The organism is Mesorhizobium waimense (assembly GCF_003601975.1).
GTDB lineage: Bacteria > Pseudomonadota > Alphaproteobacteria > Rhizobiales > Rhizobiaceae > Mesorhizobium > Mesorhizobium waimense.
Genome location: NZ_QZWZ01000028.1, coordinates 61,213 through 86,604, shown reverse-complemented (window position 1 = coordinate 86,604; position 25,392 = coordinate 61,213). Strand labels below are relative to the sequence as shown.

Genomic DNA, 25,392 nt, shown 5'->3' with positions numbered 1-25,392 from the left:
CGAGATAATCCTGCTCGTCTGCGCTCAGAACCAACGGCGCGGTTGGGCGGCCATTCGCGTTCGCCATAATGCGCTCCTCTCCAGAAGCGACGTAGCATACAATGTAACGAACTTCAGTTCCAGATGACTAGCTCATCACTTCGAAGCCAACTTCAGGAAGCAGGCTGCTGCCGCCCCTGGGGACTGGTAACTGTTGGTATTCGAGGACTATTCGGGCTCTGCTGAAGCCGGCTCGCTAATGCCACGGTGAGAGCTTGTGCAAGGCACATTGGTGCTGCCAGCGAGCGCGAGAACGTATACTCATGTTCAGGCACGGCGAAAAGCACTGAGGCTGATTTCGCAAGTGGCGACAGGGTGCTGTCGGAAATGGCTATGATCGGCACCTTAGCTGCCGCCACCTGTTCGACCACATTGACGACTTCCGTCGCGTAGAACCGGAAGGATACCGCAAACAGCAGGTCGCGCTGAGTAATCGTACGCGCCATGTAGGTTGCGAGGCCGCCGCTGGGATCCAAGAGGACGCAACGCTTGCCAAGCATGGTTAGAACGTAGCGCAGCAGGTCAACCACCGGAGCCGAGCGCAACTGCCCTATAAGGTAGACCGTCTCGCTCTTCTGCAACAAATCGACGGCTTCGACGATCTTTTCAGCCGAGACATCGGCGAGCAGATCTTGCAGCGATGCGATGTCCCGCACGACAAGATCTCGCAGGAATCCAAGTTCGCTTCGATCCTCACGGGTGCCAAGCTCAGCTTCCAAGGCGCGCATCCTTGCCTCGAAGCCCGGCGCGGCCGTGGAAAGGCGCTTTTGAAACAAGCCCTGAAGCTCTTTGAAGCCCTCATAACCGAGCGACTGCGCGAACCGAACAAAACTGGACGCATGGATGCCACAGCGTTCGGCAATCGCGCTGACCGAAAGAACCGCGACGTCGTTCGGGTTCTGAGTCAGGTAGACTGAGATAGCCTGATACGACTTGCTCATGCCCTCGAAACGGTCATGCACGAGACGAATGAGCTCTTCGTAGTTCTTCGGCGGTTCAGCAACATTCATGACCACGATTCCTGCAAAATTCGTTGCAGTGTGCCCCGAACTCATCGGAATTGCCAATGGGTTGACGAAATGGCCCGCACCTTTCAGTGCGGACCATTTCCCATCAGTTCAATAGGCCTGCTGACCGGTCAGCTTCTCGATGATCTTGTCAATCGAGACGGCCAGGACGAGGAGCAACCCGGTGACGATGAGCCTGACTTCGTTCTTGACCCCCATTAGATTGAGGCCGTTTTGAACGGTTCCGATGACCAAGGCGCCTAGTAATGCCGCATGAATAGCGCCGCGCCCACCGAACAGACTGACGCCCCCGATAACCGCCGCTGCTATAGATTCCAGCAGGAGTGTGCCGCCACCCACGCCACCACCCGAAAATACACCCACACCGAGCGTTCGTGATGACGCAATGATGCCCGCAATCGCCGCGACGCCTCCCGCGATAGCAAACGCCGCGGTCCGGATGCGCGGCACTTTGATGCCCGCGCGCCTTGCCGCTTCGGCATTGTTACCGATCGCGTAGAGGTAGAGACCAAACTGGGTTTCGTTGAGAACATAACCGCCCAGCCCCAGCAGGACGGCAAATATGAGCACCGGCAGCGGTATTCCCTGGTTGGCATTGAGCACTACGACCGCCACTGCGCCTATCAGCGCCGATACGACCAACGGAAGGACTACCGAATGGATAACAGAGACTTCCAAACCGACGCGCCGTCTGCGCCGGACGCTGGAAAGGATGAGAAGCGCCAGGAAAGCGATGCCGATTGCCCAGGCGAGCCAAGCGTAAATTCCGTCGATCGTCGTTTGAGCAATCAACTCGACGCCGGTCCCCATGAGTCCGAAACGTGCTGTGGCAGGCAATAAAAGAAGTTGGATGCCGTTCAAGGCGAGGCCCAGACCGAGCGTTACCACGAAGGACGGAACACCGATCCAGTTTACCCAACGTGCTGAGACCGAACCGACCGCTGCTCCAAGGATGACGGACAGCGGCAGGGCAAGCAACGGTGAGACTCCATATTCGACGATCAGTTTGGCGCTCACCACTGCCGTAACGCCATGGATAGCCGCAATCGAGAGGTCGATCTCGCGTACGAGCAATACAAACATCAGGCCAAGCGCCATGATGCCGACCACGGTCGACTGCAGCAGCAAGTTCGAAAGGTTGCGAGGCGTGAGGAACACGTCGCTTTGAACCACGAAGAAGATCCAGAGCACCACAAGTCCAATTACCACTGGCAGCGCCCGTAGGTCGCTCCCAAGCAGTTCCCCAAAGGTGCGGCGTTTCGGAGCCGCGCTTGCCGGGATCGAGACCATAACTTTCCTCCCTAAGCGAATTTTGGCCGCTATCAGCCCGCCAGGTTTACACCTTCGTTGCCACCCACCATCGCGTTCACAACCATCTCTCCGGTCACGTCTTTTGACCGAAAACTGGCGGCGTTGGCGCCAAGGCGCATAACCTCGATTCTGTCTGTCGAGTTCACCACGAAGTGGTGGATGTCATGGCTGACAACGACCACGCCAAGGCCATCGTCGGCCAGGCTGCGAATGAGGTCCGCGACTTGCTGGGCGGCGGAGTGGCTCAGAGCCGCGGTGGGCTCATCCAGGATCACCACTTTGGGCTTCCACAGCACCGACCGGGCAATCGCGATGTTCTGGCGCTGCCCTCCTGACATGGCACCAACGGGGCGGCTAAGGGACAGATTACTCAGGCGCATACGGGACATAACCTCGCGAGCCCGCACTTCGCACTCCGCTCGTCTTATGCGGCCACCGAATAGGCGCGAACCGGTAAGCTCGCGTCCCAAAAATAGGTTTTGCACCGCGTCCAGATTGTTGCACAGCGCGAGATCCTGGTAGACGGTGGCAATGCCATGCTTCGTGGCATCGGAGGGAGTGCGCACGATCGCCGGCCTGCCCTCGATCTCGTATTCGCCGGAGTCAGCGGCATGAACGCCGGCCATGACTTTGACTAGCGTCGACTTGCCGGCGCCATTGTCACCGACAAGGGCAACAATCTCGCCGGCGTGAACGTCCACGGACGCGCCGCGGAGCGCGTGCACTGACCCAAAGGACTTCTGGATGTTGCGGAGGGAAATGAGCGGCACGGACGAGTTCGTGGCCGGCCCGTCCCTTGCGGAAGGCTCATCTGCTTGTGCGGTCATCGTCTCCTCCTCCCGGGCTAAAGGGGGCCATCCTCGGTGGCCCCCCTTTTCGCGGCTCTACAGGTTCTTCTTGCAGATATCCGTCGTTTCAATGCCCTTGCAGATTTCCGCCCAGGTCCACACGCCGGCCTTCACCACATCGCCGAGGTTGTCCTTGGTGATGTTGGAGACCGGAAGGAATACTGCCGGTACGTCCATGAAGGTGTTGTTGACCTTGCCGTTGATCAGGTCCTTCGGAACGCCTTTGCCTGCCACGATCGATGCGACCACATCGGCGGCATAGTTCGCCTGTACTTTCAGATCTTTGAGGACGGAGTTGTCCTGCCAGCCCTGCGCGACGTAGCGCAGCGCTTCAACGGTTGCGTCCTGTCCGCCGGTCACCAGCTTGTCGCCTGGCTTGAAGCCCTGCGAAATCAGGGCCGCAACCGAGCCACCGGTCGTGCCGTCGTTCATGCCGATGAACACATCGACGTCGCCGCCATTCTTGGTGAGGCAGTCTTCGGCGAAGCTCTGAGCGATCGTCGGATCCCAGTTCTGCGTGTACTGCTCGCAGACGACCTGGATCTTGCCGGAGTCGATCAACGGCTTCAGGAATTGGTCCTGGCCCGCCTCATACTGTTTGGTGCCGTATTCACCCTGGTTGCCTTTGACCCGAGCAACCTTTACCGGCGTTTTCGACATGGCCTTGATCAGCTCGGCGGCGCGCTTGCCCTGCTCCTGGCCGACAGCAAGCGAGTCGAAGACGACGTGAGCCGCGGCCTTCCCGCCGACGGCATCGTGATCGTAGAGGACGACCGGCACATTCGCCTTGGCGGCCGCCGCCAGTTCGCCGGCTGCCAGGTTGGCGTCGGCTGAGGTGAGGAGGATGACCTTCGCCCCCTGGGCAATGGCGTCCTCGACCTGAGACTGCTGCTTGGACGGGTCACCCTGGGCGTTCGCGACGACGACTTCAACGTCCGGAGCTTTCTCCTTCATGGCCGCAACGAAAAACGGGGCATCACGGCTCTCGAAGCGGATCGTCGTTTCGTTGGGCAGGAGGAAGAAAACCTTTGCCTTGTCCGCTGCGGCGGCACCGCCAATCAGGGCTGCGGAAATGACGGTTGACGCGAAAAGGGTAGAAATCAGTCGTTCCATTTATACCTCCCGTGGAACAATGGTTACCCGGAGCTGCGAAGCTAGAGAGATCTCTCCTCGCCTTCTCCTCCCCGGCCTGAACATCGACGCTTGCAATGCTCATTGCATAATTCTGTATTCTGCAAAACACGATGAGTCAAAGGAAAAATGCAACGCTATGTGATAGATTTATAAAACCGCAACAAGTATTGCATCAAGGTGCCGCCTCGGACCATAGCCGCCTCACGCGGCTTTCCCTGCGGAGCGGTTGACGACTAGAGCCGGATCGATCTTCCCCGAAAAGAAATCGATCACGTTTCGAACCGAAGCCACGGCCATGCGCTCTCCGGACTCTTTTGTAAGTCCCGCGATGTGAGGTGAGAGGATGACCTGATCCAGATTGACCAGCGGGTCGTCTTCGGCTGGCGGCTCGCGGTCGAAGACGTCAAGGCCGGCAGCGCCGACCTGGCCAGAGTGCAAAGCCTCGACGAGAGCCAACTCTTCAACAATGCCCCCTCTAGCCGTATTCACGAGGATGGCGCCGCGCCGCATAACTGCAAATTCTGCGCGGCCAATCAGCGGCTGGTCAGCCTTGGGTATGTTGATCGAAACGGCGTCGGCCCACGACAACCCCTCACGCAGCGTGTCTATCGCGCTGACAGGGCCTTCGGGCCAGCCTTGGCCTTGCAAGTAAGGGTCGAACGCTCTGACCTCCATGCCAAAGCCGGAAGCCATGCGGGCCAGATGGCGACCAATCCGGCCGAATCCGACGATGAGGAGATTCTTGCCTGAAATCTCCTCGGCCTCCAATTTGTTGCGCCATCCCCATTCATCTGCCTGCCGCACCGCACGATCGGCACGAACCGCGCGCTTGGATGCAGCAAGAATGAGCATCATGGCGTGCTCAGCAACGGAGACAGAGTTTACATCTCCAACGACAGTCAATGCGATGCCGCGCTCGTTCAACGACGGCAAATGTACCGCGTCATAGCCGACGCCATGCCGAGAGACGACCCTCAGGCGATCGGCCTTCGCGACGGTCTCGGCCGACAAGGGTTGAGTGCGAAGGACAAGCGCATCAGCGTTGCCGATCAGTGGCGCATAGGACTGCTCGGACACTTCCTCGATATAGTCGAATGTGACATCCGGCAGGCTGTTCAGGAGCGCTACTCCGGAGGGATGCAGTTTCCCGGCAACGAGGATGTGTGGCATCAGTAAGCCCCCTTCTCTCCGGCGACAGCGACGCGACCCACCAGTTCACGAAACCGGCCCACACTTGCCGCGGCGGCTGCAGCCAGTAAGCGGGAATCCCCAGCAACGGTGGTCATGTTGAATCCCCACTCGATTGCCCGGGCCGCATACTCTGCAGTGCCGCAGTGCAAGGCAGCCTTTATGCCGTTCGCTTTGCAGGCAGCCACGATCCGGTGCAGCGCATCGAGCATCTCAGGCTCTTCACGGTCGAAGCCGGGGGAGAGTCTGCCGTCCGTCACGCTGAGGGTCAGATCAGCCGGCCCCACATAGATTCCGTCCAAGCCGGGTGTAGCGGCAATGTCGTCGAGGTTGTCCATCGCCTGCTTGGTCTCGACCATCGCAAAAGCCAGGATTTCGTCATTGGCTTCGCCAGCGTAGTTCGCCCCCGCGGCAAAGCTGACCCTTGTTGGTCCAAAGCTCCGTTGTCCTAGTGGCGGGTAACGCAGGTAGCTGACGAACTCTGCGGCCTGCCCTCCGGTGTTTACCATCGGACAAATGATGCCGTAGGCCCCAGCGTCGAGCGCCTTCATGATGATGCCGGGTTCAAGCCAGGGAACGCGCGCCATAGGCACGACGCCTGAAGCGCGCATGGCCTGAAACATGGGCAGCACGGCAGAATAGTCCAAAGCGCCATGCTGGATATCGATTGAAACAGAGTCATAGCCCTGTGCGGCCATGATTTCGGCTGTGAAGGCGTTCCCGATCGAGAGCCAGCCATTGATTGTCGGTCGACCTTCCGCCCAAATCTGCTTCAGTTTGTTCTTTATCATCGCAGCCTCCTAGAACACGACCTGTGCGAGCTTGGTATCGAGGTAGTCGCTAATGCCTTCGGTACCGCCTTCTCGTCCCATGCCGGAGTGGTTGGTGCCGCCGAACGGAGCTTCGGATGCCGCCAAGGCAAAGCTGTTGATCCCGACCATCCCAGCCTTCAGTGCGGAAACGGTCCGACGGGCTCGACCAGGCGAACGGGTAAATGCATAGGCGGACAGGCCCATGTCCGAGGCATTTGCCCGGGAGACTGCTTCCTCTTCCTCGGTGAAGCGTGTGATTGCCGCGATGGGACCGAAGTTCTCCTGGTCGAAGACCTTCATATCGTCGGTGACATCGCTCAGGACGGTCGGCTCGAAGAAGTGGCCCGAATTGAGGCCCGCCGCGCGACTGCCGCCAGCGACCAATGTCGCGCCTGCTTTCACCGCATCGGCAACGATGGCCTCGATCTCTCTGAAGCGCGCTGCGTTGATCAGCGGGCCCATCTGGGTCGACGGATCAAGCCCATCGCCTAGCTTGAGGGCCTTGGCCCTTTTGACGAAACCATCGACGAACTGGTCGTGAAGGCTGTCATGGATGAAGAACCGATCGGGCGTCACGCACACCTGGCCGGCATTGCCGAATTTCGTCGGCACCGAAACGTTGAGCGCGAGCTCGAGATCCGCGTCGTCATAGACGATCAAGGGCGCGTTGCCGCCAAGTTCCATCGACACTTTCTTGACGGTGTCCGCCGCATCCCGGATCATCTGCTGGCCGACGCGGGTCGAGCCGGTCAAGGACACTTTTCGCACCGCCTTGTCGGCCATGATCGGGGCATAGGTCGTGGCCGTCGGTCCCACCACCAGGTTGACGGCGCCCTTGGGAAGGACACCCATGCAGTCAACCATCACCATGGCGACGCCTGGCGTTTGGCTTGAAGGGCGCAGGACGACGGAGCAGCCGGCAGCCAGCGCCGGCGCGACTTTTCGAGCGACAAGTGCAGCGGGAAAGTTCCAGGCGGTGAAGGCGCCGACGATGCCAACCGGCTCGCGGAATACTTCGAAGCGGCCGCCGGGAACCCGCGATTCGATGATCCTGCCGTAAATCCGCCGCGCCTCTTCAGCGAACCATCTGAATTGATCGATCGCCAATGCCCATTCCCGCTCCGCTTGGGCGACGGGTTTGCCCGTCTCAAGCGAAATCATGCGTTTGGCTTCCTCGGCGCGCCGCGTCATCTCGTCCGCGATCTTGTGAAGGGCGTCAGCACGGGCGAACCCGCTCGTGGACCGCCATTCCCGCAGCCCTCTAGCGGCCGACGCGAGAGCGGCCTCGGTATCAGCCACGGTCGCAACGGGCACAGCGCCCATTGTTTGGTCGCTTACGGGGCTGACGACTTCGGCTTGCATCTTGTCCGATGAGGCCATCCACTGGCCATCGATGAACAGACCATAGTTCTTATACATGGATCACCCAATCTCACTGATGCTGATGGTGCGGCGCTCGGCCGACTGATTGCCGCCTCGGCCAGGACGAGGGCCGCATGGCCGTCCTCGAACCCGACTTCCGGCCTTTTTCCCGTTTCGATGGCATCCACGAAGGCGCCGATTTCGGCCATGAAAGCCTCGGCGTATCGATCGATGAAAAAGTTGAGAAGCGGCGCCGCCTTGCCCGTGAAGTCTGGCCCATGGAGGCTCGTCATGTGCGGCCGGCGATTTTCCGACACCAGCATGCCCCCGGACCCCAAGGCCTCAACACGCTGGTCGTAGCCGTAAGTTGCTTGCCTCGAATTGTTGATGATGCATTGCTTGCCAGTAGTCGTCTTAAGGACGACCGAAACGGTATCGTAGTCGTCCAGTCGGTCCATAAACGCCGTGTCGATTAGTCGACTTCCGGCTGCGAATACTTCGGTAACTTCTTCGGCGAGTACGAACCGCGCCATATCGAAGTCGTGAATGGTCATGTCACGGAAAATACCGCCGGAAGCCTCTGCATAGGCCACCGGGGGCATTCCAGGATCGCGGGATGTGATGATTACTTGATGGAGATCGCCGATCTCCCCAGCACGGATCGCGTCGCGAAGCGCCCGATGGCCGGGGTCGAAACGCCTGACAAAGCCCAACATGATAGGGACATCGCTCTTGGATCGGATGGCCTCTGCACACTTTTGCACGCGGCCCAGGTCGAGATCGATTGGCTTTTCGCAAAGGACTGGTTTGCCGGCGGCAACCGCCTTCTCAATCAAATCAGCGTGGGTGGGCGTGGATGTTGCGATCAGTATCGCGTCGACATGCTCACTCTCGATCAGATCATCGACAGTATCAAAAACCGGCACTCCCAGTTTCGTGCCCAATTCTTGAGCCGCGGGACGATGCACATCGAGCACGCCGGCCAGCGATGCACGTGGATGCGCAGCGATGTTAGCCGCATGCATCCGACCGATCCTACCGCAGCCAAGCACTGCAATTTTCAACAAGGAGTCCTCCCGTTCCGCACAATTTTGCAATGTTTGTTGCGGAACTCTTGCATTGTCAATAAATATTTCGTAGGTATCGCGAAACCTGATGCATGGGAGGAGATGCGATGTCCCGCGAGACCGTGCGCCTGACGATGGCGCAGGCGCTAGTGCGCTATTTGTGCAATCAATTCACGGAGATAGATGGGCACAAGGTGTCCTTGTTCGCTGGCGTTTTCGGCATTTTTGGCCATGGCAACGTCACCTGCCTTTCCGAAGCGCTTGAGGCGGTGCAGGACAAATTGCCGACCTGGCGCGGTCAGAACGAGCAGTCGATGGCCCTCGCGGCCGTTGCCTTTGCGAAGGCATATCGACGTCGCCGGCTGATGGTTGCCGCGACATCGATCGGACCAGGCGCGACCAACATGATAACCGCTGCCGGAACGGCACATGCCAATCGTCTGCCGGTGCTTCTCCTTGCGGGCGATGTTTTCGCCAGTCGCGTGCCGGATCCGGTCATGCAGCAAGTTGAGCACTTCACCGATCCGACCATATCCGTCAATGACGCCTTCAAGGCCGTGACCCGCTATTGGGATCGCATCCTGCTCCCCGAGCAGATTATTTCGTCTTTACCCCAAGCGGTCGCTGCAATGCTGGACCCAGCCGATTGCGGGCCTGCCTTCCTGGGTCTCGCTCAAGACGCGCAGGAGGTGGCGTACGACTACCCGCTTGCATTCTTCGAGCCGACGACCTGGGCAATACCGCGTCCCAGGCCGGACCGCACCAAACTTTCCGAGGCTGTGAATCTGTTAAAGAAGGCAAAGAAGCCGCTCATCATATCAGGCGGCGGCGTTCGCTACTCGTTGGCCGAGGAACTGGTCGCAGATTTTGCGGTTCGCCGTGGCATTCCCATCGTAGAGACCATAGCCGGCAAAAGCGCGCTCACACACGACCATCCCGCGCACGCCGGGCCGATTGGCATCATTGGCTCGACCTCTGCGAATGCCCTCGCTGGGGACGCCGATGTCATTCTGGCGATAGGAACACGGCTGCAAGACTTCACGACAGGCTCTTGGACTGCATTCCGGCGAGACGCCAGATTCATTTCGATCAACACTGCCCGCTATGACGCGACCAAGCATCGCGCGATCGCAGTCGTCGGCGACGCGCTCGAAACGGTGACCGAACTGGACGCGGCGCTCGGCGACTGGAACGCGAGCCCCGACCATATGAAGCATGCAAAGGCGCTGTTCGCAGACTGGAACAGACTACTCGACGAATATCAGGCCCCCACCAACGGCCCCGTTCCCACCTACGCCCAGGTAGTCGCGGTTGTTAATCAGGTCGCCAAGCCGAATGACACGTTGATTGCTGCTGCCGGCGGCACACCGGGAGAAGTCACCAAAGGCTGGCGGGTGAAGCAGAGCAACACCTTCGATTGCGAGTTCGGTTTCAGCTGTATGGGCTATGAGATCGCCGCTGGTTGGGGTCACGCCATGGCGAAGGATGGTGATGGCACGCCGATCGTGATGATCGGAGACGGCACGTACATGATGATGAATTCCGACATCTACTCGACTGTGCTCACCGGTCACAAGATGATCGTGGTGGTTTGCGACAATGGCGGCTTTGCTGTCATCAACCGGCTGCAGCAGTTCAAGGGTGTCCCGGGCTTCAACAATCTCCTCAAGGATTGCCGCGTCAAAGAGCCGTTTGCGGTCGACTTTGTGAAGCACGCAGAATCCATGGGTGCTTTAGCTCGCCGTTGCGAAAGCCTTGCCGATCTCGAGGCCGCAATGGAGTGGGCGCAAGAGACGGATCGCACCACGGTCATCACAATTGTCACCGATGCCTTCGCCTGGGTGCCAGGAGATGCAGACTGGGACGTTGGTGTGCCGGAAGTCTCCGAGCGGGAGTCCGTCCAGAAAGCGCGTGCCCAGCAAATTGAAATCCGCGGGAAGCAGCGGGTCGGAGTGTGAAGTGAACCGAATTGATGGAAAAATAGCGGTCGTCACCGGCGGCACGCAGGGACTCGGCGCGGCCATTGCCAGGCTTTTCGCCCAAGCAGGCGCAGCGGGGATCGTGACCTGCGGTCGCGACCGCGAGAAAGGCGAGTCTGTCGCGAAAGCAATCACTGCCGACACTGGCGTCGATGTCTCTTTCGTGGTGGCAGACCTTCAGAACGTCGACCATTGCCGGGCAGTTTTGGCCCACGTAGAAGGCAAACACGAGCGCGTCGACATCCTCGTGAATGCGGCCGGCCTTACTGACCGCGGAAATCTGCTCGATACGTCTCCCGAACTGTTCAATCGAATGTTCGCAATCAACGTGCGGGCGCCGTTCTTCCTGATGCAGGAAGCCGCGAAGCTGATGATTAGTCGGGGCATCAAAGGAAGCGTCGTCAACATCGGCTCGGCGTCTGAACGGGCCGGGCAACCCTTCCTGTCATCGTACTCAGCATCGAAGGGAGCGCTCGCGACCCTAACCCGGAATACTGGATACGCTCTTATGCGCAACCAGATCCGGGTGAACCAGCTCGACATCGGCTGGATGGCTTCAGACGGAGAGGACAAGGTGCAGCGCGAGTACCATCACGCGGAACCCGATTGGCTGGCCAAGGCCGCAGCCGCTCAGCCATTCGGCCGTCTCCTCTCACCCGAGGAAGTTGCCCGCGCGGTTCTCTTCCTGGCATCGGACGATTCCGGGATGATGACGGGCGCCGTCGTCCACTTCGATCAATCGGTCTGGGGAGCTTATGACGGCGGCCCGCCAGCTCCGGCAATGGCTCTTTCTGCATGAGGAGGCAACTATGAGAACGATCAAGGGGCCTGGCATATACCTGGCCCAGTTCGCAACCGACGAATCGCCCTTCAACACCCTTCCCGACATCGCCGGCTGGGTCGCCAACAAGGGCTTCGCCGGAGTACAAATTCCGACCTGGGACACGCGCCTCATCGATATGAAGCTCGCGGCCGAAAGCAAGACCTACTGCGATGAACTCAAGGGTGTCGTTGCCGAGAAGGGTCTGGAACTTCCGGAGCTCGGCTCGCACATCACTGGCCAGTTGGTAGCGGTGCATCCTGCTCACGACCGGATCATGGATAGCTTCGCGCCCGCAGCCGTTCATAACAACCCTGCCGCGCGGCGGGCGTGGGCTGAGGAACAGATGAAGTTTGCCGCGCGAGCCTCGCGCAATCTCGGGATCGACCGCCACGTGAGTTTCACCGGCACGTTGCTCTGGCCTTACCTCTATCCTTATCCGCAATGGCCGGAAGGTCTGGTCGACGATGCCTTCGATGAACTCGCCCGTCGCTGGCTGCCGATACTCAACGATTTCGATGAGCAGGGTGTGGACCTCTGCTTCGAGATCCATCCCTGCGAGGATGTTCATGACGGACTGACCTTCGAGATGTTCCTTGAGCGGGTCGGCAACCACCCGCGCTGCAACATCCTCTATGACCCTAGCCATTTTGTGCTGCAGGCCTTGGACTATCTGGCTTTCATCGATCACTACCATGAGCGGATCAAGATGTTCCACGTCAAGGACGCGGAATTCCGTCCAGACGGCAAGACCGGCGCATATGGCGGCTTCCAACCATGGTCCAAACGTGCAGGCCGTTTCAGGTCGCTCGGTGACGGCCAGGTTGATTTCGGCACGATCTTCACGAAGCTATCAACTTATGGCTTCGACGGATGGGCGACACTTGAGTGGGAGTGTTTCATCAAGAACCCAGAGGACGGGGCCGCCGAGGGCGCCAAGTTCATCCGCGAACACATCATCCGTGTCGCCGATCGCGCTTTCGACGATTTTGTGAAATCTGGCGCTAACAAAGCCGCCAACCGGGCGATGCTCGGGATTGACTGAGGCGTAGGCAGAATGTCTGAAACGACGACGAAGAAAACCCTCCGGCTGGGCATGGTTGGAGGCGGCCAAGGGGCCTACATCGGCAACATTCATCGCATCGCGGCGAGGCAGGACGGCGCTTGGCAACTGGTCGCCGGCGCGTTTGATGTCGACGCAGCCCGCGGACATGCGTTTGCGGCTCGCGAGGGCCTCGACCCCGCCAGGTCGTATGACAATTACAAGGCGATGATTGAGGGAGAGCTGTCTCGCGAGGACAGGATCGACGCCGTAGCAATCTGTACGCCGAACTTCACGCACTTCCCTATCAGCAAGGCGTTTTTGGAAGCGGGCTTTGACGTGATTTGCGAGAAGCCGCTCACGGCAACCCTGGAAGACGCCATTGCACTAGAGAAGTTGGTGCGCGACGGCGACAGGTTCATGGGCGTGACCTACACCTATTCCGGCTATCCGATGGTGCATGAGGCCCGGCACATGGTCGCTACCGGGCAACTCGGGGAGATTCGGACTGTTCAGGTCGAATATCCACTTGAGTGGATGGCGACTGCAATCGAGACCGAGGGCAACGCACAGGCGGTGTGGCGCACTGATCCCAAAAAGAACGGTAGAGGCGGCTCGATCGGCGACATCGGTACCCATGCGTACCATCTTGCGGGTTTCGTGTCCGGCCTCAAGCTCGAGTGTCTGACTGCGGATCTCGCGACATTCGTCCAAGGGCGCGCGCTCGATGACAACGCGCACGTGATGCTCCGCTATCAGGGCGGCGCCCGCGGTCTCCTTTGGTCCTCGCAAGTAGCGCTGGGATCGTCAAATGGGGTGCGGCTGCGCGTGTTCGGCGAGAAAGCCTCGCTCTCCTGGTTCCAGGAACAGCCGAATGAGCTTGTCCATGCGCGTCTCGGCGGGCGAACTGAAACCATCAAACGCGGCGCCGATGATCTCAGCGACGCAGCAAAGGCCCGTACCCGGACCCCGCCGGGGCATCCCGAGGGTTATTTGGAAGCGTTCGCCAACCTCTACGCCGGGTTTGCGGAGGCGATCCATGCCAAGCGCGAAAGGCGTGAACCCACCGACATAGGTCGCGATATCCCGACCGCTTACGATGGCCTGAAGGGTGTGGCGTTTGTCGATGCAGTCGTGGACAGCGCAAGCGCACCCAACCCCTTTTGGATGACGCCCGTCGCTGTATAATCGGCTCAACGGGGCACCCATTTTTGACTCCTGCGTTGGTCGTTTGAAAGGAGCTGCCCGCATCATCGACCTGATGCCCGCGGTCAAAGTTGCCCATGCGATGGAAGATTGCCTGGTCGCCGCGCAACGTGGACATCTCTGGGTGCGACGGGAGCATATCGATGCGCTTCTTCAAGGCACAGACCTTCTGAAATTGATTGCATCGGGACCATCGAGCGAGAGCGTGCCCCCTGAAGTCGAAGCCTTTCTCGCCAAGTTCGCGGAATTGTCCATCCCCGATGCCACCCACTTGCCCCGCAATTCCGAAGCTGATTTGGCAGATGCCCAGGGGGAGCCGGCGACGACCCTTTCAGCGAGCCTCCTCGTTGGGACGGTACCGCAAAGCCAAGGAAGCATCGGCTCCGACAGAATGGTTCGGGTGACGGCGGACAGCCTGAACCGATTGCTCGGGCTGGCCGGTGAGTCGCTGATGGAAGCGCGGCGGCTCAGGCCGTTCGCCGACGGGCTGCTGCGGCTGAAGCGGCTTCAATCGGACCTCGCAAGTGCGTTCGACGACCTTCATGCAGTGCTGCCGGCTGTTTCAAAGGATGAAGCAGTGGTGGAGGCGCTGGCCGAAGCGCAGCGAAAGCTTCGGCTGAGCCAGGCGTTCCTGGCGGAGCGTCTCAATGAACTGGATTCAGTAGATCGAAAGGCTACCGATCTTGCCAACAGATTGTACGACGAGACGTTGGCAAGCCGGATGCGGCCGTTTGAAGACGGCGTGCGGCACTATGCGAGGATGGTCCGCGACCTCGGTCGTACCCTCGGCAAGCGGGTGCGGCTGGAGATCGTAGGCGGCTCGACCGGCATCGACCGCGACATCCTCGAACAACTCGACGCACCTCTGGGGCATCTCCTGCGCAATGCCGTAGACCATGGGCTCGAACCGCCCGAGGAGCGCCTCGCGGCAGGCAAACCCGAGGACGGGCTCATCAGGCTCGAAGCGCGGCACAATGCCGGCCTGCTGCAAATAACCGTGGTGGACGACGGCAGGGGCATCGATCTGGCGGAGCTGCGCGAGACGATCGTCGCCCGACAGCTCGCAACCAAGGAAAGTGCCGACACACTCAGCGAAACGGAATTGCTCGCCTTCCTGTTTCTGCCGGGCTTTTCGATGAAACTGGGCCTTACCGACGTCTCCGGCCGTGGTGTAGGGCTCGACGCTGTGCAGGCGATGACCAAGGAGGTCCGCGGTATCACCAGCGTCTCTTCGGAATTCGGGCAAGGAACTAGGTTTCAACTGCAACTGCCGCTGACGTTGTCGGTCCTGCGCACGCTGCTCGTCGATGTCGACGGCGAGCCCTATGCGTTTCCGCTCGCTGCCATTTCGAAGACACTGAAATTGCAGCGGACGCAGATCAATCTCCTGCAGGGCCGGCCGCACTTTCGTCTGAACGACCGACAGATCGGGCTGGTCACGGCACGCGAGTTGCTGAACCGTGGTGAGCCCGGATCCGAACCAGACGCTCTCTCGGTCGTCGTCGTGGATGCAGGTCGGGGCGAAGCATACGGCCTGATCGTCGATCGTTTCCTCGGCGAACGTGAGTTGGTGATACGGCCTCTCGATCCGCGTTTTACCAAGATCAAGGACATCAGCGCGGCGGCCCTGATGGAGGACGGTTCGCCTGTTCTGATCTTTGACGTCGACGATCTGATCCGATCGGTGGAGAAGCTTGCGTCATCCGGCGGACTTCGAGCCCTTCGGCGTGCCGCGGGCGGTCCAGAACCCGGCAGGCGCAAGCGCGTGCTCGTGATCGATGATTCACTCACGGTTCGCGAACTCCAGCGCAAGATGCTGGGCAATCACGGTTATGAGGTCGAAGTGGCGGTCGACGGCATGGACGGGTGGAATGCCGTCCGCTCCGGCCCCTTCGATCTTGTCGTCACCGACATCGACATGCCGCGCATGGACGGCATCGAGTTGGTGAGCTTGATCCGAAAGGACGCTCATCTCAAGAACACGCCGATCATGATCGTTTCGTACAAGGATCGCGAGGAAGACCGCTCGCGCGGACTTGACGCCGGCGCGGACTACTATCTGACCAAGGGCAGCTTTCAGGACGAGGCGCTGATTCATGCCGTCGTGGACATGATTGGCGAGGCGACAGGATGAGATCGAAATTGGAAGCCAACGAATGAGAATCGGCATAGTCAACGATATGCCGATGGCGGTCGAGCTTCTGCGCCGGCTGGTCGTGTCGACCCGCGAACATCAGGTCGCATGGATTGCGACCAATGGGCGTGAAGCGGTCGAGGCCTGCAGACGTGACCTGCCGGATCTGATACTCATGGATCTAGCAATGCCAGAGATGGACGGCGTGGAAGCGACCCGCAAGATCATGGCAGAAACCCCGTGCTCGATCTTGCTGGTGACCGCCAGTATCGAAGCCAACGTCGCCGGGGTCTACGAAGCAATGGGTCATGGCGCGCTCGACGCGGTCGATATCCCGTCAGTGGGCATCGCAGGCAACGCCTCCTCGCAATCCGCACGGCTTCTGACCAACAAGATTGCAATGATCGGTAAGCTGGTCCGTGATGCGCCATCCAGGGCAAGCGGGCGGATATCAGTTGCGACCGACCCCTCCCCTCAACGCCTGGTAGCGATCGGCGCCTCGGCGGGCGGGCCGGCTGCCGTTGCAAAGGTGCTCAGCGCATTTCCCATTGATTTTGGCGGCGCAATCGTGCTCGTCCAGCATCTCGATGCTCAGTTCATTCCAGGCCTTGCCGATTGGCTCGGGCAGCATACCCCGCTTCCGATCCGTGCGGCGCAGGAAAAGGACAGGCCTCAAGCGGGCACCGTTCTTGTCGCCAGTTCGGATGATCATCTGGTTTTCAAGTCGGCTCAGCAACTTGGCTACACGTCCAGCCCCAAGGACAACGTGTATCGGCCGTCCGTGGATGTGTTTTTCGAAAGCGCGGCGCAATGGTGGCCGGGTTCGGTAATTGGCGTCCTGCTTACCGGCATGGGCAGGGATGGGGCGCGCGGGCTGAGACAGCTCCGCGACAAGGGGCATCTCACAATCGCGCAGGATGAAGCAACCAGTGCCGTCTATGGCATGCCGAAGGCCGCCGCTGCGATCGGTGCGGCGGTTGATATTCTTCCTTTGAGCGCTATCGGCTTACGCATTATCGAAGCCTGCGGGCGCCCCACGTGAAAGGGCTCGTCTGATGACACAACAATCCGAGCTGGTGCCGCCGCTGGCAGATAATTATTCGTCGATGGTGCTGCTCATCGATGATCAGGTCATGGTTTGCGAGGCGGTCAGGCGCGCCCTGGCCAACGAGCCCGATATCGCCTTACACTTCTGCACCGACCCGTTGAAGGCGATGGCGGTCGCAGATGAGGTAAAGCCAACCGTTATTCTGCAGGACCTCGTCATGCCCGGGGTCGACGGGCTGCATCTGGTGAAAGAATACAGGAAGCATTCGTCGACACACTCGGTTCCAGTCATTGTGCTGTCGAGCAAGGAAGATCCAGCTACCAAGGGCGAAGCCTTCGCTGCCGGAGCCAACGACTATCTCGTCAAACTGCCGGATCGCATCGAGCTGATCGCGCGCATTCGATATCACACGCGGGCCTATCTGGATCATGTCCAGCGAGACGCGGCGTACCGCGCGCTGAGGGAAAGCCAGCGACAGCTGATCAGCGCAAATCTCGAGCTTGAGCGTCTGACGCGGATCGATGGCCTGACGGGTCTCGGCAACAGGCGCTATTTCGATGAATATCTGGCGGCTGAGTGGAAACGCGCTCTTCGCGCACAGTCCCCGTTGTCGCTATTGATGATCGATGCCGACAACTTCAAACGATACAACGATGCCTATGGCCACATGGCCGGCGATGAGGTGCTCAAGCAAATCGCCCGGGTAATCCAGGGCAGTTCCGGCCGCTCCACCGATCTCGCTGCGCGCTACGGAGGCGAAGAGTTTGTCATCGTTCTGGTCGACACTTTGTTGGAACAATCGAGCAGCATCGGGGAACGGCTCGTCCAGAGCGTGCGGAACCTGAACATCCCGCACGGCCCGGATCGGGTGACCGTCAGCGTCGGCGTCGCGACCACAGTGCCCAACGAGAACGAGACACCAAACGACTTCGTCAATGCCGCCGATTTGGCACTCTTCCGCGCTAAGTCGGAAGGACGAGATCGCGTGGCGCTTCACGTGCCCCGCAGCTAGAGAAGCTCGATGGCTTTTGCGTCGTCGGTAGTAAGGGCCGGAAAGGCGGCTTTAGGCGCGACGCTGCCGTTCGCGTCGTAGAAAACATGTCGGGCTCGGGTCAGATTTTCCCGTTTTCCACTGGTCTTTGTAGCACCGAGGCAGGTCATCATGCCCAACACCGTAGAAAATATCGAAGGGTTTCCGAATGTGGGGAAAGGCGGTAGCGCACTCCCGCTACCAAAATCACACTAAGCCATTGAAATGGCGTCACAAAGGCAGCTAAATGGTAGCGCCTTCGGTAGAAATTAGTCAGTAATTTCAATGCCGAGCCATCGACTTACTTCCCGCAAGAGGATCGCCCGTGCGATACTGAGGACTTTCTATGAACGGGCAGACAGCGGACGCCTTCGCTATCGCGGATCGCGTCCTTGTACTCGGACGTCAGCCTGCATGCGAGGCGTGTCCATTTCTGTTATAGGCTGTGCAAAGGTTCCACATGGATCGCAAAAGGTCTAAGGCGATGAGTGATATGGAACAAGCTGACGCGCCTCCCTATCACCTCCAACTCGCGCGGATGTTTGCGGAAAGACGGAAGGCAGACCTCGACGCTCCGCTGTGTCCTGTCAGGGACGTTCTGGATCGAGTGGGGGACAAATGGACGATGCTGGTCCTGATCGCGTTGGCGGAACGTCCTCGCCGGTTCAGCGAGGTAAACCGCACGATTCCGGACATCTCCAAGCGCATGTTGTCGCAAACCCTGCGCACGCTGGAACGGGATGGGCTGGTCCTGCGCAGCGTGTTTCCGACCAATCCGCCCAGCGTGGAATACAGGCTCAGTGAACTCGGCCGCACCGTCTTCGAGCCGCTCACGATGCTTGTGCGCTGGGTGGAGCGAAGCCACGATGCGATTGGGACGGCGCGAAAGCAATACGATACCTCTCCCTAAAGCGCCGATCGCGGCTGGTGGCAGACCGCGCAAGCCAGGCGTCGAAGGTGGGTGTCCTCTCCGCCTTCGCGGTCAGCCGATCGTGATGACGAGCCGCCCGGTGACATGACCTTGCGCGCTTAGTTCCTGCGCGGCGGCAATCTGATCGAGCGGAAAGGTTCGCTCCACAGGCAAGGTGAAGGATCCTGCTGCGTGCAGCGCGGCGGCATGTTTCAAGGCAGGCGTCGCGTCCCTGCTATCGAACGATGTCCTCGCGCCGTGCTGTGGCGCACTGAAGTCGGCGATCGACACAACCCTGGAAGGGTTGCCGGTGATCGCCACCAGATCCGGTATGATGCCGGATCCCGTGACATCGAGCGCCGCTTGCACTCCGTCCGGCGCAAGCGCCGCCACCCGCTCGCGAAGGCCGGCTCCATAGGTCGTCGGGATGGCTCCCAGGGACCGCAGATATGCATGCTTCGGCTCGCTCGCCGTGCCGATCGTGCGGATCCCGGCGGTCTTCGCCAGCTGGATCGCCGCGGTTCCGACCCCGCCGGCTGCGCCGCTGACAAGCAGCGTCTCGCCGGGCTTCACGCCGACCTCATCGATGATCCGCATGGCCGTCTCCACCGCGACCGGGAAACCCGCCGCCTCTTCGAACGACAGACTGTCGGGCTTGCGTGCCCATTGGTCGAGGATTGCATACTCGGCCATCGTGTCGTGGCCCTTGCCGAAGACGGGATCGCCCACGGACAGGTTGGTCACGCCTTCACCGATCGCATCGACAACGCCCGCTGCGTCGATCCCGACCCCGGCCGGCAACGAGAGGGGCATAAAATCGCGCATATGTCCGGCCCGCAGTTTCCAGTCGATCTGGTTGATGCCGGCGGCCTTGACCGCGATCCGCACCTCGCCAGGGCCTGGCTTGGGAAGGTCGACCTCCTCGATCTTCAAGACTTCCGGGCCACCGTAGTCGTGAAAACGTACTGCCTTCATTTGGGCACTCCATATTTGCGTTGGTGAATGGATTCAGTATTGAAGACGCCGATGGCTAACGCCGTCCCGGCATAAACCGATCACGAAAATCTCGCGTAAGTCGAAGTCGCCATGATCGCTCTTCTTCGGCCATATGCCGTAGAAGGTAATTAGATGAGACCGCAAAAACTGTGAAGGAGGCAGGAATTTATCACCAGGTAACACTGCGATAACCAGCTGCCGCGCCGCTTGCATTGTAGCGTGGCTCCGTCTTATCCAACGAACCGCGCCGATCCTTGTTTCGACTGATCGCTCGCCTCCATCAACCTGCGAAGGATCGGCCATGCCTGCGTGCCTGCGGACCAATGGCTATGTTGCCTATGCGACGCCGCAGAGCCGGTCCCAATTGCCGTGCGCGAATTTGCGCTTGTTGGTTTCGTCCAAGGTCAGCGCGTCGAGAAAGCCGCGCGCGTTGCCGCCCGGCCGGTACTGGTACGGATAATCTGTCGAGAACAGGATGCGATCCGGCCCGACGGCGTCGATCGCGCGCTGAAGATAGTCGGCGCTGAACATGCCGCTGGCGGTCAGGTAAAGATTGTTCCGCACATAGTCGAGGAACGGCCTGTCGAGTTTCGAGACCCGGTCCAACATCACGAGGCGTTCGAGATAGAAAATCACCACTTCGCCCCAATGACCGAGAATGACTTGAAGACCGGGGTGGCGATCGAAGACCCCGCCCAGCACCATGCGGATAAACTCGATACCTGCTTCGTAGTGCCATCCGAGCCCGAAGCTTGCCAGCGCAAGGTCCGTGGGCGCGCCAAATCCCGAATAATAGGCATCGCGGACGGCGGGCTGGGGGATTTGCGGATGGATCATGAGGGGTATGTCGAGCGCTGCGGCGCAAGCGAAGGTCGGCTCGAACAAGACATCGTCGAGATGCTTCTCGCCGACCCGGCCGTAAAGAACCGCGCCTCTGCAGCCAAGCTCCTCGACAGCGCGCCGGAGTTCCTGCGCCGACGTATCCGGATCGGCAAAGGGCAGCACGGCGAGCGCCTCGAACCGGGTCGGGTTTGCTGCCACCGTTTCGGCCAGCCGGTCATTGACGCGGCGCGCCAGATCGATGCCGTGAGACCAGAGATTGTTGAGGCCCGGCGTCGTCAGCGACAAGACTGCCACGTCGATCCCGGTTTCGTCCATTAGCGCAAGCCGCCCCTCGCCGAAATCGGCAAGGCGCTCGTCGATGACCGGCGGATTGAGAGCAAGGGTTCCATCATCGCCGCCGGGGATCATGGTCCAGGCCTGTTTAACCTCGCCCGGGAGGACATGCTCCTCGATTGCGACGATCTTCATGATGCACGCTCCTCCACGGCTTCGTCTGCGCTCTGTCCGTTCTGCTGTGCCCGGCGCCAGACGACGCGCCACGTTTCCTCGTCCCGCGTGGACGTAAGGATGAGCTGGTCGTCCACCACCCGGTAGGCTCGCGGAAGGTCCTGCCCCACGAGATCTTGAACCAAGGCGCCGTCAACGTGATAGACAAAGGTACTGGACACGGGGTCGAGCATGATCGTGCCGTAGGTCGCCTCGTATCCGCCGGAGCTATAGGCGTTGTCGGCCACGGACGCATCCAGATTGCGGACCTGAATCGCCATGTGCCCATCCACCGTGAGGACGAGGAGGCCGACCGCGTTCGTCTCCCTTGTCGTCCGGTCCATCTGCGGCAGCTCGATCGCCGCGAGACGCCAGGCTCCCGCCAATCGGCCTATCGTCTCGATATCAGCGGCACCCTGACCGCTCATTCCGGCAACAGTCGCCACTAGCGGATCTCCTTTGACTGTCGAAGCTGGCCTCCCGGGGTCTTGCGTTACAACGCGAATATGTGACCCGGCACTCGACGGGCCGAATCGTCGTTCCCGAGCGGGAACGACGATGTCGCTCAGGCCGTCGCGGTCAGCTGATCGAGGACCGCCTTGCCAACGCCATGTGCCGAAGCAGGGTTCTGGCCGGTGACGAGGCGCCCGTCGACGACGACTTTCTCGGTCCAATTCGGCGCCGGCTGATGCAGCGCGCCACGCTCCTTCAGCGTGGTGGCGAGCAGATAGGGCACGACCTTGGTGTATTTGACTTCCTCCTCCTCCTCGTCGGTGAAAGCGGCAAGCTTCTTGCCGGCGACGAGATAGCTGCCGTCAGACAGGGTGGCGTTCACCAGGGCGGCCGGGCCATGGCAGACCGCGGAAACGATGCCGCCCGCTTCCCAGATCGCGCGGATGATCTTCTGCACGGCCGCGCTATCGGTGAAGTCCCACATCGTGCCATGGCCGCCGGCGAAGAAGACCGCCGAGTAGCGCGAGGGGTCGAGGTCGCCCAGGACAAGCGAATGCGCCAGCGCATCACGAAACGCCTTGTCCTTCCAGAAACGGGCGTTGACCGGATCGGAAAGGTCGAAGAAGTCGATCGGCGGATGGCCGCCGCGGATCGAGGCGATCTCCACTGGAATGCCGGCCCCCTCGAATACCTCGAGCGGGTGGGTGAGTTCGACCAACGCAAAACCGGTCGGCTCGCCGCTGTCGCCGCGGATCGGATGACTGGTGACCACGCAAAGGATAGGCTTGATGGTGTCTGGCATTTTTATGCTCCTTGGGACTTGAGTGAGGCCATGTCGATGACGAAGCGATACTTGACGTCGCTCTTCAACATGCGCTCATAGGCTTCATTGATCTTTTGGATGGGAATGATCTCGACATCGGAGACGATGCCGTGCGCCCCACAGAAATCGAGCATCTGCTGGGTTTCGGGCACGCCGCCGATGAACGAGCCGGAGATCGCCCGGCGACCACGCACGACCCCGCCGGCATTCACCGGCGTGCCGAGCGGCCCCAGGTATCCGACGAGCACCAGAACGCCCTCCAGCGCGAGCGTTGGCATGTACGGGTTGACGTCATGGTCATAGGGGACAGTGTCGATGATGACATCGAAACGCCCGGCGACAGCCTTCATCTGCTCTGGTTCGCCCGAGAGCACGACATGATCCGCGCCGAGGCGGAAGGCGTCCTCCTCCTTGCCGGCCGAGCGCGTGAACAGCGTGACGTCGGCGCCCAGCGCCTTGGCGAGCTTCAGCGCCATGTGGCCGAGGCCGCCGAGGCCGATCACGGCGACCTTGCTGTCCTCGCCGACATTCCAGCGGTGCAGCGGCGACCAGGTGGTGATTCCGGCACAGAGCAGCGGCGCTGCGCCGGCCGGATCGAGCCCGTCGGGCATCGACAGCACGAACTTGTCGCGCACGACGACGGAACCCGAATAGCCACCATAGGTGACGCCGCCGTCCTGCCGGTCGACGCTATTGTAGGTGTATGTCGAGCCCTCGACGCAATCCTGTTCCCAGCCCTGCAGGCAAGGCTTGCAGTGCTGGCAGGAGTCGACCATGCAGCCGACGCCGGCCAGGTCGCCAGCCTTGAAGCGGGAAACGGCCGTGCCGACCTCGCGCACGCGGCCGATGATCTCGTGACCAGGCACGATCGGATAGGTCGTGAAGCCGCCATGGTTGCGAGCCAAGTGCAGGTCCGTGTGGCAGACCCCGCAGAAGAGGATGTCGATGACGACGTCTTCTGGACGCGGTGCGCGCCGTTCGAACGCGAACTGTTCGAGCGGACCCGTGGCTGATTGAGCTGCGAAGCCCATTTCTGTCATGGTTGGTACCCTTATTTTCGTGCCTGGCGCCGCTGGCCCGCTTGTTGGGAGCGGATATGGCGAGCCTCAATCTCAGGCATTTCCTGGGGCAAACAGCGTTTCCCAGTTCGTGAAAGGACCGAGCGGGATCACGTCCCAATCGATCACGCCGGCCTTGGCGAGGGGAAACTCGGCGAGCGCCTTCTTGGCGGCCTCGACGGATTCGGCCTCCGCGATGATGGCAACGCCAGGACGGTCCACTCGGAAATAGATGTCGCGGATGATACCGCCCTTGTACATCTGCCAGGCGTGGCGGGCTTCATCCTGCATATGCGGTTGGTACTTCTCCATCGTGGCGCCGGGCTGCGGGACGTCGAGGCAAAGTAGTTTCATGGTCATGCTCCTTGATTGGATAAGGCGGATTGAGCGGGTTGGAATTGGCGGACGATCTGCGCCACGCGACGTCCGAGATATTGCGCGGTGCGCAGATCGCTGTCCGGCGGCGCGACGTCGGGCGCCTGATCCACATTCGCGTGCGTCATCACCCCGAGCCAGCTTCCAAGCCGGTTCAGATCGTCGGGGCTCGACGTGCTGCTGTTGTTGCCCGGCATCAGGTCGAGGCCGACCCAGATCATGCCATGCTGGGCGGCGAAGAGCGCCATCGAGACCAGCGAATTCAGCTTGTCGCCGTGCTGCGCACCTGAATTGGTGAAGCCGGCGGCAATCTTGTTGCGCCACTTCAGTTCGGTCCATGCGGTCTTCGTGGACTCCTCGAAGAACTGCTTGAGCCTAGCGCTGATCATGCCGTTGTAGGTTGGCGACCCGAAGACGATCGCATCGCTCTTCTCGAGCGCCTCCCAGTCTACCGGACCGTCGGAGACCGCGATGAGCCTGGCCTCGGTGGCTTCAACTTCCCGCACGCCTTGGGCCGTCGCTTCGGCGACGCGCGCGGTATGGCCATAGCCGCTGTCATATACGATTGAAACTAACAAAATTGGCGTCCTTCCGGGTCACGTTTGCGCTTGCGATGGGAGGACGAGGATGGCCGTAACGTCGCTTGCCGGCGTTCGGACTGAGCTCGCCTCAAAAATATCGATTGCTGGCAGCCGCTATACCGTAGAACTTGGATTACCATTAGTGATCGTTTGTCCCGTATTTGGTTCCCCTTGTTCTACAGTGGTTTAATTTGGTTTGTTGGAGAGGCGGAAGTGCGTGACAGGTTCGATCGCGTTCAGATCGTTGCCGAGGCGGGAGAGGCGAGCGGTTTCGCACGAGCGGCCGACGAGCTGTCGCTGACGCGCACTCGGCCGTGGGCGTGGCGGTGGCGCGCTTGGAAGGGCGCTAGGGCGCTCTCGGCACTGAAACCTCACGGTGGGTTCAGCCAAGCCTCTTCTTCAGCTCTATGTTCTCACGGAAGAGATGCGTTACCGTCATGAAGACGCCGCTCAGATAGTTTTGATAGACGATCAGGGTTTCCGGATCCACGCCCGCCGCCGCCGCAAAGTGCGCTACCAGTGCATCGGAATCCGACAGATGTTGGTTTGGCGCGATTTCAGCTGTCGGGAAACTCGACTTGCCTGTCTTGTTCTTCAGGAGGTCGGCAATCCTGTTTTGCTCTTCCGGCGTCGAGGCTTCCACCAGCTTCACCCGGTCGATCAGCCCGGCCTCCAGCAGGAAGATCATGAGTTTCAGGCAGAATGGGCAGCCCTTCAGGAGGTAGACGGTAGGGGGGTGTTCGATGACGGTCAAAATGGCTCTCCTGCGTCGCTTCGATTCGTGCGCCGTTCCGGAGGATATCGGCTATGTCATGGCTC

24 protein-coding genes are annotated in these 25,392 nt (G+C 60.4%); 8 read left to right on the top strand and 16 right to left on the bottom strand.

Annotation, left to right across the window (positions count from 1 at the left end; all coding sequences use genetic code 11):
• Positions 1-152: 152 nt before the first annotated feature.
• From D3227_RS27835 to iolG, 8 genes are all read right to left on the bottom strand, one after another.
• The gene (locus tag D3227_RS27835) at positions 153-1,049 is read right to left on the bottom strand and encodes a MurR/RpiR family transcriptional regulator (protein WP_120017469.1); all 897 of its coding nucleotides are present in this window, start codon (positions 1,047-1,049) and stop codon (positions 153-155) included.
• A gap of 108 nt (positions 1,050-1,157) precedes the next feature.
• Positions 1,158-2,357: a sugar ABC transporter permease gene (locus tag D3227_RS27830; RefSeq protein ID WP_120017458.1), complete on the bottom strand. Its 1,200-nt coding sequence runs from the start codon at positions 2,355-2,357 to the stop codon at positions 1,158-1,160.
• Positions 2,358-2,389: 32 nt separating this feature from the next.
• On the bottom strand, positions 2,390-3,205 hold the full coding sequence (locus tag D3227_RS27825) for an ATP-binding cassette domain-containing protein (RefSeq protein WP_120017457.1): 816 nt from the start codon (positions 3,203-3,205) through the stop codon (positions 2,390-2,392).
• A gap of 57 nt (positions 3,206-3,262) precedes the next feature.
• A complete protein-coding gene (locus tag D3227_RS27820; RefSeq protein WP_120017456.1) occupies positions 3,263-4,339 on the bottom strand; it encodes an ABC transporter substrate-binding protein in 1,077 nt (358 codons plus the stop codon).
• A 222-nt stretch (positions 4,340-4,561) separates the two neighbouring features.
• Complete coding sequence (locus tag D3227_RS27815; protein WP_120017455.1) at positions 4,562-5,530, bottom strand: hydroxyacid dehydrogenase; 969 nt, start codon at positions 5,528-5,530, stop codon at positions 4,562-4,564.
• Positions 5,530-6,339 carry an HpcH/HpaI aldolase family protein gene (locus D3227_RS27810; RefSeq protein WP_120017454.1) on the bottom strand — a complete coding sequence of 270 codons (810 nt, stop codon included), beginning with the start codon at positions 6,337-6,339 and terminating at the stop codon, positions 5,530-5,532. The genes D3227_RS27815 and D3227_RS27810 overlap by 1 nt, the downstream gene beginning before the upstream one ends.
• 9 nt (positions 6,340-6,348) lie before the next feature.
• Complete coding sequence (locus D3227_RS27805) at positions 6,349-7,722, bottom strand: NAD-dependent succinate-semialdehyde dehydrogenase (protein WP_245451906.1); 1,374 nt, start codon at positions 7,720-7,722, stop codon at positions 6,349-6,351.
• Complete coding sequence (iolG, locus tag D3227_RS27800; protein WP_208646449.1) at positions 7,695-8,747, bottom strand: inositol 2-dehydrogenase; 1,053 nt, start codon at positions 8,745-8,747, stop codon at positions 7,695-7,697. Before iolG ends, D3227_RS27805 begins: the two co-directional genes overlap by 28 nt.
• 149 nt (positions 8,748-8,896) lie before the next feature.
• On the opposite strand from iolG, the gene iolD reads away from it, so the two are divergent.
• The 8 genes from iolD (at position 8,897) to D3227_RS27760 (ending at position 18,958) form a co-directional block, all read left to right on the top strand.
• Positions 8,897-10,747 (top strand): 3D-(3,5/4)-trihydroxycyclohexane-1,2-dione acylhydrolase (decyclizing), encoded by a 1,851-nt coding sequence (gene iolD, locus D3227_RS27795; protein WP_120017468.1) that lies wholly within the window; start codon positions 8,897-8,899, stop codon positions 10,745-10,747.
• A gap of 1 nt (position 10,748) precedes the next feature.
• On the top strand, positions 10,749-11,567 hold the full coding sequence (locus D3227_RS27790; RefSeq protein WP_245451904.1) for an SDR family oxidoreductase: 819 nt from the start codon (positions 10,749-10,751) through the stop codon (positions 11,565-11,567).
• Between the two features lie 10 nt (positions 11,568-11,577).
• Positions 11,578-12,633, top strand: a complete 1,056-nt coding sequence (locus D3227_RS27785) for a sugar phosphate isomerase/epimerase family protein (protein WP_120017467.1) — start codon at positions 11,578-11,580, stop codon at positions 12,631-12,633.
• A gap of 51 nt (positions 12,634-12,684) precedes the next feature.
• Entirely contained in the window at positions 12,685-13,818 is a 1,134-nt protein-coding gene (locus D3227_RS27780) for a Gfo/Idh/MocA family protein (RefSeq protein ID WP_120017466.1), read from the top strand.
• Positions 13,819-14,236: 418 nt separating this feature from the next.
• Complete coding sequence (locus D3227_RS27775) at positions 14,237-15,970, top strand: hybrid sensor histidine kinase/response regulator (protein WP_245451905.1); 1,734 nt, start codon at positions 14,237-14,239, stop codon at positions 15,968-15,970.
• Between the two features lie 22 nt (positions 15,971-15,992).
• Complete coding sequence (gene cheB / locus D3227_RS27770) at positions 15,993-17,012, top strand: chemotaxis response regulator protein-glutamate methylesterase (RefSeq protein ID WP_120017451.1); 1,020 nt, start codon at positions 15,993-15,995, stop codon at positions 17,010-17,012.
• A gap of 64 nt (positions 17,013-17,076) precedes the next feature.
• Complete coding sequence (locus tag D3227_RS27765; protein ID WP_281034964.1) at positions 17,077-18,030, top strand: response regulator; 954 nt, start codon at positions 17,077-17,079, stop codon at positions 18,028-18,030.
• A 511-nt stretch (positions 18,031-18,541) separates the two neighbouring features.
• Positions 18,542-18,958 carry a winged helix-turn-helix transcriptional regulator gene (locus tag D3227_RS27760; protein WP_208646448.1) on the top strand — a complete coding sequence of 139 codons (417 nt, stop codon included), beginning with the start codon at positions 18,542-18,544 and terminating at the stop codon, positions 18,956-18,958.
• Between the two features lie 72 nt (positions 18,959-19,030).
• Here the strand turns inward: D3227_RS27760 and D3227_RS27755 are convergent, their stop codons facing one another.
• The 8 genes from D3227_RS27755 to D3227_RS27715 form a co-directional block, all read right to left on the bottom strand.
• Entirely contained in the window at positions 19,031-19,933 is a 903-nt protein-coding gene (locus D3227_RS27755; protein WP_120017449.1) for an NADP-dependent oxidoreductase, read from the bottom strand.
• A gap of 357 nt (positions 19,934-20,290) precedes the next feature.
• Positions 20,291-21,265: an amidohydrolase family protein gene (locus D3227_RS27750; protein ID WP_120017448.1), complete on the bottom strand. Its 975-nt coding sequence runs from the start codon at positions 21,263-21,265 to the stop codon at positions 20,291-20,293.
• Positions 21,262-21,729, bottom strand: a complete 468-nt coding sequence (locus tag D3227_RS27745; protein WP_245451902.1) for a lipocalin-like domain-containing protein — start codon at positions 21,727-21,729, stop codon at positions 21,262-21,264. The genes D3227_RS27750 and D3227_RS27745 overlap by 4 nt, the downstream gene beginning before the upstream one ends.
• A gap of 119 nt (positions 21,730-21,848) precedes the next feature.
• Positions 21,849-22,538 carry a type 1 glutamine amidotransferase domain-containing protein gene (locus tag D3227_RS27740; protein ID WP_120017446.1) on the bottom strand — a complete coding sequence of 230 codons (690 nt, stop codon included), beginning with the start codon at positions 22,536-22,538 and terminating at the stop codon, positions 21,849-21,851.
• Positions 22,539-22,540: 2 nt separating this feature from the next.
• A complete protein-coding gene (locus D3227_RS27735) occupies positions 22,541-23,599 on the bottom strand; it encodes an NAD(P)-dependent alcohol dehydrogenase (protein ID WP_120017445.1) in 1,059 nt (352 codons plus the stop codon).
• Positions 23,600-23,671: 72 nt separating this feature from the next.
• A complete protein-coding gene (locus D3227_RS27730) occupies positions 23,672-23,971 on the bottom strand; it encodes a YciI family protein (RefSeq protein WP_120017464.1) in 300 nt (99 codons plus the stop codon).
• 2 nt (positions 23,972-23,973) lie between these two features.
• A complete protein-coding gene (locus tag D3227_RS27725) occupies positions 23,974-24,570 on the bottom strand; it encodes a flavodoxin family protein (RefSeq protein ID WP_120017444.1) in 597 nt (198 codons plus the stop codon).
• Positions 24,571-24,955: 385 nt separating this feature from the next.
• A complete protein-coding gene (locus D3227_RS27715; RefSeq protein WP_245451901.1) occupies positions 24,956-25,327 on the bottom strand; it encodes a glutathione S-transferase N-terminal domain-containing protein in 372 nt (123 codons plus the stop codon).
• Between the last annotated feature and the right edge of the window lie 65 nt (positions 25,328-25,392).

Excerpts from the sequence above, each read along its gene's own strand:
- D3227_RS27835 (WP_120017469.1), bottom strand. The coding sequence starts at position 1,049 with ATGAATGTTGCTGAACCGCCGAAGAACTACGAAGAGCTCATTCGTCTC.
- D3227_RS27830 (WP_120017458.1), bottom strand. The coding sequence starts at position 2,357 with ATGGTCTCGATCCCGGCAAGCGCGGCTCCGAAACGCCGCACCTTTGGG.
- D3227_RS27825 (WP_120017457.1), bottom strand. The coding sequence starts at position 3,205 with ATGACCGCACAAGCAGATGAGCCTTCCGCAAGGGACGGGCCGGCCACG.
- D3227_RS27820 (WP_120017456.1), bottom strand. The coding sequence starts at position 4,339 with ATGGAACGACTGATTTCTACCCTTTTCGCGTCAACCGTCATTTCCGCA.
- D3227_RS27815 (WP_120017455.1), bottom strand. The coding sequence starts at position 5,530 with ATGCCACACATCCTCGTTGCCGGGAAACTGCATCCCTCCGGAGTAGCG.
- D3227_RS27810 (WP_120017454.1), bottom strand. The coding sequence starts at position 6,339 with ATGATAAAGAACAAACTGAAGCAGATTTGGGCGGAAGGTCGACCGACA.
- D3227_RS27805 (WP_245451906.1), bottom strand. The coding sequence starts at position 7,722 with ATGCAAGCCGAAGTCGTCAGCCCCGTAAGCGACCAAACAATGGGCGCT.
- iolG (WP_208646449.1), bottom strand. The coding sequence starts at position 8,747 with ATGCATGCGGCTAACATCGCTGCGCATCCACGTGCATCGCTGGCCGGC.
- iolD (WP_120017468.1), top strand. The coding sequence starts at position 8,897 with ATGTCCCGCGAGACCGTGCGCCTGACGATGGCGCAGGCGCTAGTGCGC.
- D3227_RS27785 (WP_120017467.1), top strand. The coding sequence starts at position 11,578 with ATGAGAACGATCAAGGGGCCTGGCATATACCTGGCCCAGTTCGCAACC.
- D3227_RS27780 (WP_120017466.1), top strand. The coding sequence starts at position 12,685 with ATGGTTGGAGGCGGCCAAGGGGCCTACATCGGCAACATTCATCGCATC.
- cheB (WP_120017451.1), top strand. The coding sequence starts at position 15,993 with ATGAGAATCGGCATAGTCAACGATATGCCGATGGCGGTCGAGCTTCTG.
- D3227_RS27765 (WP_281034964.1), top strand. The coding sequence starts at position 17,077 with ATGGTGCTGCTCATCGATGATCAGGTCATGGTTTGCGAGGCGGTCAGG.
- D3227_RS27760 (WP_208646448.1), top strand. The coding sequence starts at position 18,542 with ATGGAACAAGCTGACGCGCCTCCCTATCACCTCCAACTCGCGCGGATG.
- D3227_RS27755 (WP_120017449.1), bottom strand. The coding sequence starts at position 19,933 with ATGAAGGCAGTACGTTTTCACGACTACGGTGGCCCGGAAGTCTTGAAG.
- D3227_RS27750 (WP_120017448.1), bottom strand. The coding sequence starts at position 21,265 with ATGAAGATCGTCGCAATCGAGGAGCATGTCCTCCCGGGCGAGGTTAAA.
- D3227_RS27740 (WP_120017446.1), bottom strand. The coding sequence starts at position 22,538 with ATGCCAGACACCATCAAGCCTATCCTTTGCGTGGTCACCAGTCATCCG.
- D3227_RS27735 (WP_120017445.1), bottom strand. The coding sequence starts at position 23,599 with ATGACAGAAATGGGCTTCGCAGCTCAATCAGCCACGGGTCCGCTCGAA.
- D3227_RS27730 (WP_120017464.1), bottom strand. The coding sequence starts at position 23,971 with ATGAAACTACTTTGCCTCGACGTCCCGCAGCCCGGCGCCACGATGGAG.